The organism is Acinetobacter sp. 148, from assembly GCF_031196675.1.
GTDB classification, from domain to species: domain Bacteria; phylum Pseudomonadota; class Gammaproteobacteria; order Pseudomonadales; family Moraxellaceae; genus Acinetobacter; species Acinetobacter baumannii.
In genome coordinates this window covers 186,815-198,550 of record NZ_JAVIMT010000041.1, presented here as the reverse complement: position 1 = coordinate 198,550, position 11,736 = coordinate 186,815, and the positions used below count along the sequence as shown (strand labels likewise).

At 32.1% G+C, this 11,736-nt stretch carries 16 protein-coding genes and 1 tRNA gene; 6 read left to right on the top strand and 11 right to left on the bottom strand.

What is annotated here, in order from left to right:
- Nucleotides 1-19: 19 nt before the first annotated feature.
- On the bottom strand, nucleotides 20-364 hold the full coding sequence (locus RFX69_RS08460) for a hypothetical protein (RefSeq protein ID WP_001004676.1): 345 nt from the start codon (nucleotides 362-364) through the stop codon (nucleotides 20-22).
- Between the two features lie 292 nt (nucleotides 365-656).
- Nucleotides 657-1,115 carry a hypothetical protein gene (locus RFX69_RS08455; RefSeq protein WP_001127325.1) on the bottom strand — a complete coding sequence of 153 codons (459 nt, stop codon included), beginning with the start codon at nucleotides 1,113-1,115 and terminating at the stop codon, nucleotides 657-659.
- A 485-nt stretch (nucleotides 1,116-1,600) separates the two neighbouring features.
- Here RFX69_RS08455 and RFX69_RS08450 point away from each other — a divergent pair, with 485 nt between their 5' ends.
- Complete coding sequence (locus RFX69_RS08450; RefSeq protein WP_001982898.1) at nucleotides 1,601-1,720, top strand: hypothetical protein; 120 nt, start codon at nucleotides 1,601-1,603, stop codon at nucleotides 1,718-1,720.
- 155 nt (nucleotides 1,721-1,875) lie between these two features.
- Here RFX69_RS08450 and RFX69_RS08445 read toward each other — a convergent pair whose 3' ends face one another.
- The 3 genes from RFX69_RS08445 to RFX69_RS08435 form a co-directional block, all read right to left on the bottom strand.
- Entirely contained in the window at nucleotides 1,876-2,691 is an 816-nt protein-coding gene (locus RFX69_RS08445) for a pyrroline-5-carboxylate reductase (protein WP_000932373.1), read from the bottom strand.
- Nucleotides 2,692-2,970: 279 nt separating this feature from the next.
- Entirely contained in the window at nucleotides 2,971-3,195 is a 225-nt protein-coding gene (locus RFX69_RS08440) for a hypothetical protein (RefSeq protein WP_289332745.1), read from the bottom strand.
- 203 nt (nucleotides 3,196-3,398) lie between these two features.
- Nucleotides 3,399-3,614 (bottom strand): cold-shock protein, encoded by a 216-nt coding sequence (locus tag RFX69_RS08435; protein WP_000072673.1) that lies wholly within the window; start codon nucleotides 3,612-3,614, stop codon nucleotides 3,399-3,401.
- Between the two features lie 519 nt (nucleotides 3,615-4,133).
- Between RFX69_RS08435 and RFX69_RS08430 the strand changes: the two genes are divergently transcribed.
- Entirely contained in the window at nucleotides 4,134-4,751 is a 618-nt protein-coding gene (locus RFX69_RS08430; protein WP_289332746.1) for a LysE family translocator, read from the top strand.
- 66 nt (nucleotides 4,752-4,817) lie between these two features.
- Here the strand turns inward: RFX69_RS08430 and RFX69_RS08425 are convergent, their stop codons facing one another.
- Entirely contained in the window at nucleotides 4,818-5,363 is a 546-nt protein-coding gene (locus RFX69_RS08425) for a glycoside hydrolase family 108 protein (RefSeq protein ID WP_001019688.1), read from the bottom strand.
- A 37-nt stretch (nucleotides 5,364-5,400) separates the two neighbouring features.
- Nucleotides 5,401-5,790: a hypothetical protein gene (locus RFX69_RS08420; protein WP_000427180.1), complete on the bottom strand. Its 390-nt coding sequence runs from the start codon at nucleotides 5,788-5,790 to the stop codon at nucleotides 5,401-5,403.
- A 600-nt stretch (nucleotides 5,791-6,390) separates the two neighbouring features.
- On the opposite strand from RFX69_RS08420, the gene RFX69_RS08415 reads away from it, so the two are divergent.
- Nucleotides 6,391-7,062 carry a LexA family transcriptional regulator gene (locus tag RFX69_RS08415; RefSeq protein ID WP_001185369.1) on the top strand — a complete coding sequence of 224 codons (672 nt, stop codon included), beginning with the start codon at nucleotides 6,391-6,393 and terminating at the stop codon, nucleotides 7,060-7,062.
- A 151-nt stretch (nucleotides 7,063-7,213) separates the two neighbouring features.
- Here RFX69_RS08415 and RFX69_RS08410 read toward each other — a convergent pair whose 3' ends face one another.
- Together RFX69_RS08410 and RFX69_RS08405 are read right to left on the bottom strand one after the other, a co-directional pair.
- Nucleotides 7,214-7,447, bottom strand: a complete 234-nt coding sequence (locus tag RFX69_RS08410; protein ID WP_000636785.1) for a transposase — start codon at nucleotides 7,445-7,447, stop codon at nucleotides 7,214-7,216.
- Between the two features lie 173 nt (nucleotides 7,448-7,620).
- Nucleotides 7,621-7,697 (bottom strand) — tRNA-Met (locus RFX69_RS08405).
- Between the two features lie 255 nt (nucleotides 7,698-7,952).
- Here RFX69_RS08405 and xseA point away from each other — a divergent pair.
- Both xseA and xseB read left to right on the top strand, forming a co-directional pair.
- Nucleotides 7,953-9,215 carry an exodeoxyribonuclease VII large subunit gene (gene xseA, locus RFX69_RS08400; RefSeq protein WP_031966463.1) on the top strand — a complete coding sequence of 421 codons (1,263 nt, stop codon included), beginning with the start codon at nucleotides 7,953-7,955 and terminating at the stop codon, nucleotides 9,213-9,215.
- Nucleotides 9,208-9,402 carry an exodeoxyribonuclease VII small subunit gene (xseB, locus tag RFX69_RS08395; protein ID WP_000998195.1) on the top strand — a complete coding sequence of 65 codons (195 nt, stop codon included), beginning with the start codon at nucleotides 9,208-9,210 and terminating at the stop codon, nucleotides 9,400-9,402. Before xseA ends, xseB begins: the two co-directional genes overlap by 8 nt.
- Nucleotides 9,403-9,626: 224 nt before the next feature.
- Here xseB and RFX69_RS08390 read toward each other — a convergent pair whose 3' ends face one another.
- Nucleotides 9,627-9,851 (bottom strand): hypothetical protein, encoded by a 225-nt coding sequence (locus tag RFX69_RS08390; RefSeq protein ID WP_000825869.1) that lies wholly within the window; start codon nucleotides 9,849-9,851, stop codon nucleotides 9,627-9,629.
- 50 nt (nucleotides 9,852-9,901) lie between these two features.
- Nucleotides 9,902-10,495 carry a LysE family translocator gene (locus tag RFX69_RS08385; RefSeq protein WP_000253376.1) on the bottom strand — a complete coding sequence of 198 codons (594 nt, stop codon included), beginning with the start codon at nucleotides 10,493-10,495 and terminating at the stop codon, nucleotides 9,902-9,904.
- A 439-nt stretch (nucleotides 10,496-10,934) separates the two neighbouring features.
- On the opposite strand from RFX69_RS08385, the gene RFX69_RS08380 reads away from it, so the two are divergent.
- On the top strand, nucleotides 10,935-11,264 hold the full coding sequence (locus RFX69_RS08380) for a hypothetical protein (RefSeq protein WP_000980495.1): 330 nt from the start codon (nucleotides 10,935-10,937) through the stop codon (nucleotides 11,262-11,264).
- The last annotated feature ends 472 nt before the right edge of the window (nucleotides 11,265-11,736 follow it).

Sequence of the window (11,736 nt, the reverse complement as noted above, 5' to 3'; positions counted from 1 at the left end):
AATTAAAAAGTTTATAAAGCTAATTAAAATAGTACTTTTGTTTTACGAACTTTTTTTGCACACTAATATTTCTAATAAAATTAGTGAGCCATAAAATAAATTCATCCCTATACTCAAAACGAGGAAGTAGACTTAAGTCAACTTTTATCTCTCTTTCAGAAAGAGGCTTAGTTAAACATTCTTCAAAATCAATTTTGGTATATTTTAACTTTAAATCATTTTGTTCGGCTTCTTTTCTAATTTCTGCCATTACTCTATTGAGATTGGTTACAGGGTTATCCGTAATCTGGTACTTTTCATACATATTTTCGTATACATTTTCGGCAATATCTAAATATTTAATGAGTTCAGCATTCTCATTCATCTCTTCATCATCCTATTTTTTTGGAAATTATGTACCAGTAAATGTTTCTATACGTAATTTAAGATTATTTTTATGTGAAAAATATTTTAATAAAAATAACAATATAATCTCTAACTTATTATTTTTTATGTCATTATTAATTCTTTATAAAACATTTCCATATTTACTGACATTTTTGATAAGTTTTATATGCTGATCATTTAAGCTTGTTAAATAAAAAAACCGCCCCAGAAGGCGGTAGCTGAATATTATCAGCCAGATATAGAAGTAAGGTGGACAAACACTTCTATATTTAAGAGGATATTTTATTATTTTTAATGAAATCTTCAGATTTAAAGTAGTTAATAATCATCTCAGCATTTTCTTCTTTGCTTGGTTCAGCAGCCACAGGAATTTCGGCTTGATCAATTTTAAAGCCTTTTGGAATATAGTTTGAAATTGGAGGAAGCTTCTCTTTCCCTCCAATTGTCATTCGCTCAATAAAGCCTGCAAGCCACAAAATGAATTCATCTTCATTTTTAAACTTGGGCATAAGACTTAAATCAATATGCACTGATTTTTCTTTATTAAATTGATTTAAACATTCTTCAAAATTTATAAAATTGTACTTAAGTTTGAACTCAGTACCTTTAATTGCTTTGCGAATCAAGCTAATTAAACAATTTAAATTTTGAATGGTATCTTCAGTAAATAAATTATCTTTTTTAATTTCCTTGTATACTTTCTCCGCTATAGCTAAATACTTTGGCATTTCTTCCTCCTCAATATTATTATAAATAATTGAAAATAAAAAAATTCATCTTCTGATTATGAAGACTTAATTGTAATTGAGTGCAAATAAATTTAAAACAATGTAAGAACTACCCATATTATGTAAAATTGCACCATAACGGAACACAAATAGTCAAACTAATGTTAAATGTTTCACAATTTTATTTAATACTTTTAACTAATTAGAAATATTTTCTTTCAATTGTAAATGATTATTTTTCACACAACATGAGTAATAAATTATCATTAAAAAACAATGTAGAAATAATTTTTATGTATTCCTCTCATGCTTCTAGATTCACCATACTTTAGTCTTTTTTCAGTCATAAATTTGAAGAAAAACTTAATTAAAGATGAGGTTATAACACCTACCCATCTGTTATATTTTTTTGAAAAAATTCTGTATCTATGATTACACCTTGCCTTTCTTCATGATAGTAACTATCTAGACACGAGGTAGCTAACATGAGTTTTTTAAGAAAGAAAAATAAAGCTAGTTTTGTACTATTTATTATTACGCTCTATTCAATGCTAGGGTTCGGCTTAGGTTTTATTATTTGGGAGTATTTCCTACAAATTCCATAACTTGAGCTAATAATTGATTTTTAAAGTAGCCGTTTTGATGGTTCTTTGAAAGATAATGTTTGCTTTACCTTTATACGGCTAAACCATGGTGGTTAAAAAATACCTTCCAAATATAAAGCGTTAACATTTGGAAGGTACTTTGTAATCAGCTAAAGCTAGTGTCTCGTAATTTCTGCATTAATTTCTAAGCTTATTTCTTTACTACGATGGTAAGCTGCTTTTAAAGCCAGCCGAATATCATCAGAGAGGTTGCCTAATTCAAACATTCGTAATGCAGACTCTGTAATACCATTCGCTAATGTGACCTTGCCACATAACTCACTAGGCTGAACATTACTTTTACGAACCATTTCTACAGCGCCTGATGCAGCTTGAAGTATTAGATCTAAAGCAAATTGCTTATCTAGCCCCATAGACACCCCTGTTTTCACCATACTGTCGAGAATATAGAAGAAGTAAGCTGGTCCTGAACCCGATAAAGCAATAATCGCGTCACTTTGGGATTCTGAATTTGCCCAATAGGTTCGCCCTGTGGCTGAGTAAATTGTTTCTATCACTTCTTTATCTAAAGGCTCTAAATAGTCTGAACCAATTAACACATGGGTACCTGTATAAGTTAATACAGGCGGATTAGAAATGACTCTGATAATTTTTTTTGAACCCGTAATACTCATTAATTGTTGAATATTAACTCCGGCCATCATCGACACAATAGTTTTATCAGCTAACCATTTTTTTAAGGGCGCCAGTATAGCCTTTAAGTCTTTTGGGTCTAGTAATAGAACAACTATATCTGCCTTTTTCACCTCATGTTGCTTTTGCTTTAGAATGATTTGATTCTCAAATTTGACTTCCTCTATTAGATTAATTTTTTCTCTTTGAAAGCCTTTTAAAACTAAACCTCCAATTAAAGCTAAAGACAAATTACTGCTACCAATGAAGCAAATATTAGGCTGTACTATATTCAACATTTAGAATTATTTCCTTCCTTTAGATATACTACAAAAAGAAATATTACTTATGACGTAAGTCATGCACCGTTAAGACAAGAAAAATTTAATAAATTTTCATGAATGTTAATTTTAATTTTACAACGATTTTAAATTCTGAGCTAAGATTACTCTTTACTTATGACTTTATGAATAACAAATTATTCTAAATTGTTAAAAATATGTAATTAAAAATAATTTTTAGCTTATCTCATTAAAGAAATAGACTTACCAGACTTAAAGTATTTAATTAAAATTTACTTAATAAAAACTTTGTTCTTTTTTAAAGAAACTTTCAGCTATTCTGGAGGCTTCTTGAAAATTGATTTCATTACACATCCAAAATGATAAAAGCTTTCCATCCAATTGGAAATATTGCTTGTGATACTCCGTTACATCATCTGAATGAGGATTTCCTATAGAGAAATAATTTTCATTATTCTTTCTTACTTTACCGTTTAAAATACCGCCAATACAAATATCCATTTTTATACCAGTTATAAAGTCAACTTATACAACACAATTCTAATTTCTATATTATATAAAACAAATAATCAACTTATTTAATTATCCATATAAAAAACCCACAAAGGAAGAAGTGGGTTTTTTAACTATATTGATGATTAGAGCCGTTTAATTGAGCAAATCACTACAGATCAAATCGTCTAAAATCATCAAATTACTTTAGTTTAAGCATTCGTCACAATTGTGATATTCGAAGCTTGTGGGCCTTTTTTACCCTGTGTTACAGTAAACTGAACACGCTGACCTTCTAAAAGAACTTTAAAGCCTTGTGTTTGAATCTCAGAAAAATGTGCAAAAACATCTTTACCTTCATCAGTTTGAATAAAACCGAAACCTTTAGTTTCATTAAACCATTTTACTGTACCAGTAGTATTAGACATAAATTAATCCTAACTTTTAAAAACATTATCATTTATTATTGGGCAAACCAATAGAACTAAAAAATACACATTCTACTTAAATATCTAAAAATATACGGAGGATTATAAATAAAACTGCGAAAAGAGAGACTTTGGGTAACATGAATATTTTTGTAGTTAGTGTCGACTATACACGCTTCTTAACGAATTGCAATCGATATCTTAATTAATTCATTTCTTATTGAATACGAAGGTATCAAATTCTAACTTTCTATCTGATTTTCAATGATATTTAAATATAATTTTCTAACACTGTATCTATATATTAATTAAAAATATTTAATGCTTTTTAAAGTATTGGATTTTTAATTTTCAAATTATTTAGAGTTAAAAAAATAAGATTGTGTAGGAACTTTCAAATATTATCCTATTAATTTACTTTTTTATAAATTATACATACTTGTCTGTATACATTATTCCTATTCTACTTTAAAGTAGGCATGCAATTAACATATTGATGATAAAACAGGAAGTATCAACGTGAGCGGTCTTTTAGTTTTTATAACCATTGCTTTTCTTACTTTATCAAGCCCAGGCCCAGGCGTTTTATTTACAGTAACAAATTCAATAAATTATGGTGTGAGAACAGCTTTATTTGGCATTAGTGGTTTAATTATTGGTATGTTTATTATCGCTGTGATTTCTGCAAGCGGTGTCGGACTTATTATTACTAGCAACCCTACTATCTTCACTGCTTTAAAATTTATTGGGGCCTTTTACTTAATGTACTTAGGCTATAAAAATTTTATTAAAAAATGCCCAACTCAAGACTTATTAGAAACTGAACATAATCAAAAAAGTATAAAGAAATCAAAGCTTTTCTATCAAGGGTTGTTTGCCTCACTACTTAATCCCAAAACAATTGTCTTTTTTATTGCCCTTTTCCCACAGTTTATTGATATTAAAAAAGAAATATTAAATCAGTTTTTGGTTTTATCTTTAACATTCTGCTTGATCGGATTTTTAATTCATTTAGTTTATGCCAACTTTTCCTCAATATTCAAAGAGAAGATGCTTGCCGGAAATAATTTTTCTAAGCTCAATAAAGTCAGTGGTTGTATATTTTTTCTTTTAGCAGTTTTACTTATTACTCAATAAAACTATTTTATGAAAGTGAGCCAACTTGTAAGGCTATAACTCAATAGCTTTAGCAAGTTGGCTTTTTTATAAGCTGATACGATTAGCAAGCCATCCATAAAAAAATTGCTCATGCTTCGGATTTGTTTCCGTAATTTCAATATAGCGTTGGCCTTGCATAATATTAAGAAGCCGTACCAGCACTTTTTCACCTTCCTTACCACGGTTTTTAATATATTTTATTAAAGCCTGCAAAGTGGCTGGCCCATATTCACCATCTACCTTAAGGTCTACCCAGCCTTCTTTGCCCTGCCTATTCAATAAATTTAATGCACGTTGTAAAAGTGGTTTTGTGAAACTAATGCCACAATTCACACCCGTGTCGAATAACTCTTCAGCAACAAGTGCGCTGATCAAATTAACTTGATCAAATCGCGGCTCAAGCCAATATTGATTCCTATAAATTTCTCTGGCTGTCTCTAACGTTAAATTCTCCATTGCACCTTGATAACCATAACTACGAGCAACGGCTTGTGTAATTCCAAATTTAGTCGCATGCCCATGATCAAGTGGATCATTTACATAGCCACCTTCGCGCTTTATTAGTGCATCTAAATATTGTTCAATATTCATAAGAGTTGTCCTCATCTTTATTAGGGCCAAACAGCTATTAGCTTTGGATATCATCTTTCGCTTTTTTTAGATCTTTCATGACTTCAACAATGGTTTTTCCTTCTTGTTTATTAATGAAATTAAATATCCACCTCACAATTGCCCAACCAGGTAAGCCACAAATAAAGAAGAATCCACCTAAAGTGATCATTCCCCATATATCTGTCACCCACTCATGTAAATTCCATTTCATGATAATGAATGAGCCACCAGTCAAGCTTGAAACAACCGTACAAATCAAACCAACGACCCATTCTTGAGGTGAACGTGGAAAGCGCATAATTAAAACTACTGCAACAACTAAGCTCACTGCTAAAGCCACCATCATGACAGTGCCATAAAGGTTAAAAGCGGCAGCTAGCCCATTTGAAGTTAAAAAATTTTCCATAATTTAATCCTGCCTAAAGTGTAATTTTTTGAAAAATAATCATGGCTACTGCTTTGTTATTTTTCATATTTTTATATCTAACTCTGCTATGTACACAGATTTAATCTAGTCGCTCTTGTTCTTTTTAAACCGCTATGAATGACATAAGCCTCAGTAAAACTGCACCGCTAGATAACCTCTCTTTTTTGACCATAAAGTTGAGATAACACGTTGCCGTATATCGGAAACTTTTGTGACGCATTAAATTCTTTGTTAGATTCTTCATGTTCTTGATACCCTTTATCGACGAACATTAAGCCTGATCCACGGAATCGGGCTTTTTTTATTCCATTTCTTGTTTTTAATAGTCTGTATAAACCACTCATCGACTATCGCCATTTTTATATTCTGTCGTCCAGTGAGGCAGAATAATCATTATTTTCTTAATAAGGTATTGATAAAATTAAGAAATAAATTTCAAATAAAATATTATTTTCGTTCTATCAATATGTCCTTATAACTGATATTATAACTATAGTTATTATTAGTCAATAACTATAGTTGTTTTACTACATATAACTTAAGTTATATATTTGTTATAAGTTAGCTGGTGCGATCATTATGGCTCTTAAAGACCGTTTAAAAGATTCAAGGATTAAAGCTAAAAAAACACAGGCAGAGGTTGCTGAAGCAGTAAAGATGTCTCAGCCTGCTTATCAAGCTTTAGAATCGGGGAAGAATTTAAAATCTGCTTTTCTTCCACTCATTGCACAGTTTTTAGGTGTAGATGCTTATTGGCTTACTACAGGAAACTCAGAAGACTCTTTTAGAGAGAGTGATGTATTTAGTCCTACTGTCGTGAATAACGATGCAGCAGACCAATATGTCTGGATCGAAGTAGTGGAAGCGAGTTTTTCTTGCGGTACAGGCGAATCAATTGAATTTCATTTTGATGCAATTAACGGAAAAATTCCTTTCCCCGCTTCATTCTTTAAAGAAAAACGTGTTGCTCAGGAATGCATGCGTATTATCAAAGCTAAGGGCGATAGTATGACCGATTACATCAAAGATGGTGATCTGGTCGGTATTGATATTTCTCAAACAGAAGTAATTGATGGTGAAATCTATGCCGTTTATTTTGCTGGTGAAGGCATGATTAAACAAATTTTTAAAGAGGCAGATGGCTCTTTAATTTTGCATAGTTTAAATGAAAAATTTAGAGACCGACGTGTCACCGAAGAGAACGGAAAAAACTTTAAGGTCATGGGGCGTCAGTTCTGGAGAGCAGGTTAATTTAGTTATTAAATATAGCTAAAATAATAATAAGAGCTTTTTAATCACTTTCGTCTTTTTATAACTTTAATTATTTAGCTTTCTTCTCGATATAAAAAAACCTATCTCATTTAAAAGAGATAGGTTTTTTTGCTTTATTACCATGATTTTATCAACAATATGTATTTAAACGATAAAGTTGATTAAACCCAGCATAGAAGCTTTTTCCGTCTTGGTTTAACTCAATTTCTTCACCAGTTTGAAGCTGAATTTTCTTTCCAACCTCAACCCAACGATAACCATCAAGCGAGTTTTGCTTACGGACGTGAGGAACAATCCGCACATTAATTTCATTGCCATTTACGGCTGTGGCGATTTGCCACTCATTTACTATATTCACAATCATTCACTCATCACTGAGCTCATGTGATTTAACGGTATTTAATTAGAACGCTAGATTTAAGGTATGGACAATTCGTCTAGAATTTAATATTTAGCTTGATATAGGGTTATTTATAAGCTAATTGCTTTCCATGATTTCGTATCATGAAAAGTAGTACATCACAGAGCATAATATTTTGGATGCGGGGGTCGGATTTGAACCAACGACCTTCGGGTTATGAGCCCGACGAGCTACCAGACTGCTCCACCCCGCAATTGGAAGTAAGCTTTATACGCTTATATATTCTATAAAGCAAACTTTATTTTTTAATCGGTTGTAATTATTAAGAATTATCTTTTTATTAATTTTTCTTTTTATCCGCTCAAATTAAATAAGCCCCCTCAATTTCAATTTTAACGCTCTAAATTGTTGTATTTATTTTAAACAGAACCCATTATTCATAGACAGCAATTGCCATGCTTGGGTAGCTTTTATACTATCTAGTTTCAACCCATCATTTATAGTTTATATGTCTGATCCTCAGCTCTCTCTCAGTGAATATCTCGGTACAGTGCAGGAAATCATACGCCTGACTTTTGACGAGCCTGTATGGGTGAGAGCGGAAATTCGTAATTTAAATGTTAAAGGTGGACATTATTATTTAGAGCTTGCAGAAAAAGATGCTGACACCGACAAGGTCATTGCAAGCTGTAAAGCAACCATCTGGAAATTTTCAGCCAGTAAAATTGTTCTAAAGTTTGAACGTGAAACAGGTATTGAGTTAGCTAGTGATTTAAACGTTTTAATCAAAATTAGAGCGCGTTTCGATCCACAATATGGATTTTCAGTCAATATTGAAGAAATAGACTCAAGTTTTACACTTGGAGAAATTGCAAAACGTTATCAACAAATTGTAGAACGTTTAACTCAAGAAGGGTTAATACATAAGAACAAACTTCTCCCTACTCCTTTTGATATACAAAATGTATTAGTTATTGCTCCTCAAAATGCTGCGGGTTTAGGTGACTTTAAAAAGGATGCGGATGCTCTTGAGCGAAATAGGGTTTGTCATTTTGTTTATCAAAGTGCGACCTTTCAGGGAAATACGGCTGCCGTCAGTCTTATGGAGTCGTTGGCAACAGGTTTAAAACAATGGGCAAATAATTTTAACTTTCCACCCGACCTGATTGTGATTATTCGTGGTGGCGGTGCTGTAAATGACTTAGCTTACTTAAATGATTATGAGCTTGCCGCCCTACTCTGTAAACGTAGCGTGCCGATTTGGGTCGGTATTGGACATGAAAAAGATCGTACTATCCTTGACGAGATTGCACACCGTTCGTTTGATACTCCAAGTAAAGTGATTGCGGGTATTCGCAACCATATTGTTGAACGTGTACAAGAAGCTGTAGACAACCTACAAACAATCAAACTCTTGTCACAACATCAAATTACGACTTACCAAAGTAAGAGTGATCAATATCTACAACATATTAAATCCTCTGCCCAAGCTCAGCTTAATTCAGCTCACCAGTTCCTTGAGCAGATAAAGGAACGCATTCAATTTGTTTCACAGCAACAAGTTAAATTTTCTCTATCGCAAACTGAATCTCTTATGCGAGAAATTCTTTTGCAAAACCCGAAACAAATTCAAGCAAAAGGTTATGCAATTGTAAGATCAGAAGGCAAAGCAATTCGTTCCATTCACCAAATCACTAGCTCTACCATTACTGTTGATATGCAAGATGGAGCAATTAACGCTAATATTACCGAGGTAATTCCAAATGAATGATAAAGAACTGACTTTTAAAGAAGGTCATGACATTTTAAAGCGAAATGCCGAATTACTTGAATCTCAGGAAAGCCCAGATATTGATAATTTGATGAAGATTGTTGAAGAATCCATTGGTGCTTATAAAGCTTGCAAAGCTCGCATTGAAGCAGTCCAGCAAGCTTTAGATGAAACTTTTAAAGAATAAATTTCCATAAAAAAAGCCCATTTCTACTTCTCATTGAAGAAATGGGCTTAGTGAACACCACTTAGTCCTGAAATACAAAAATGTGGATTAGGTCACATTTTTGCAAAAACATAGTCCCATAAGGACCCCTTGGTGTTCAAGATTTTAATTGTGTCTATACGTTAGTTTGCTTTTATTTTAAGCAACACTAAAACAGATGAAAAAATCAATTTTCCTTCGCCCCTCTATAATTCATCTTCATTAAACGGGCCAACTAATTTATAAATTTTTCCATCTTTTGGATTTTCATACAGTAAATCCATATTCGGTAGAATAATATCGTCATCAATTTCGATATGCTCTACACTTTTATACAGCTCTAATTTCTGATCGTTCGCAGGTCTAACCTTTGCTAAAGCAATACTTTCTTGGTCAAACTGATCTTTAATAACAACTTTTAATCTCTTCATGAAAAAACTCCTGTATATTAAATTTTTTAATATAAATTAATTTGTTAGGTCTAAAATGAGCTAATCGCTGAATAGCCGATTGGCATGGCAAAAAAAGTTAAAATAAATGCAGCAATACGTTGTAAGTTACGTTGATTTAACCAAGTGACTTTATTTGAGATTAATACTGTACCAAACATAATCCATAAAAAAGCAATTGGGGTAATTAAAGATAAAAAGACAACAATGTGAATAAAATATAAATGAGGAACTTCCCACGCTGCATGTGGAAAAATCGCTGAAGCAAAAAGTAAAGCTTTCGGATTTAAAAGTGTCGCAAGAAATAAAGCTTTTGGTGTAATAAGCGGTCGGTCTAAATTAATATCTTCAGACGATGTCATCCAGAGTTTAAAAGCAAGATAGAGTATAAAACCCGCACTCATCAGCTTTAATATGGCTGGAAGCCATGGAATGAAATGAGACACCGATTCAAGTAAAACACCCCATGAGGTAATTGCGATCAGGTAACCTATTACCTCTGCCGGAATCAACTTAAGAGAATGCTTTACCCCTGCTTGTATGCCAGCCGAGGCTAATAATGTATTTGTTGGTCCTGGAGTCAACAAAATAGTGACTACAAGTCCAATAAATAAAAATGACACCATAGGCAAAAAACTCTATTGATTACGCTAGGCGAAATATGTCAAAAACAATCCTGTATTGTCGACAAAATCGTTGTAACAAGAAATATTACAAATATTTTTTATTTTTTAAAATCAAATCATTAATAAAAAATGAACTCAAGCTTCACTATAAATTATTCAATTTTAAATTTGCAAAATACGTCACATAAATTTTAAAAAACCAAATTTAAGTTAAAAATAGACTTAATTTATCTATAAAAATGAAGTGGTTATTTTTGTATCTTTTTTAGACAAATTCTCACGTTTTTCATCCCACAAAAAGAAAAATTACAGAGCTTGAAATTATCAAATTGATCAATATATATACACATGAAAATCGTGATTTTACTGAATAGATGTATCGTTCCCATCAATTCATTAATCGCCGCTTTCATCGAATTAAATAGTTGATGGAGGATGCATGATGAATGCTTATGTACGCCCTCATCCCGATGGTTTTAAATCTTATTTAGGAAAGGATCAGAAAACCGGCCTCTATACAGTACGGGTTGGTTGGACAGTATATGAAACCAATGCCAATGGTTCTGTTCTGTATATTGTTAAAGAGGAAAGTAAGATTCCACTGGATGTAGAAAAGTTTAAAACTGACCGACCTAAAATCTATGATGCGCTTTTAAATGAAGTGCAATTTCAACGCAGAAAACAATTGGCTATTGATCTTCAAAAGTCCAATATTCCCTCTTATGATCGTAAAGCCTACAAAAAGCGCCGCGGCTTTACAGGTTCTTAATTTAATCCTCCCATAGTCAAGTCATACAGAAAAAGCACCCGTGGGTGCTTTTTCTTTATCGACCAGTTGCAATTAATACAAACAAGCTCAGTATTAAAGTACTTAATGATCGTTTGCAGTGTACGTGGACTTCATGCTCAGCTCCGTGAGCGTACTGTTCTATGTTTTCCATTACGTGTGCCCTTAAAGTTCACACTAATAATTTGCCTAATTTTCATACATTAAAAAATTAGCCAAAAGTATTATATCCAAACAAATTTTATTTTTTGTTTTTAGGTATCTCTTCTTAAGGTTTTACTGTCTTTTTAGAATTTAGCTAACAAAGTACCTGTAACATTCTTATACGAGGTTAATCTCGTATTGAGCATTTGTAGATCTTTCATTTCAAAGTGCCCGATAGGAAAAATGTTTTTATAAAATGAAAAAAGATAACAATATTCGGTTTTTTAATAATAGCCTTTCAAAAGGAGAA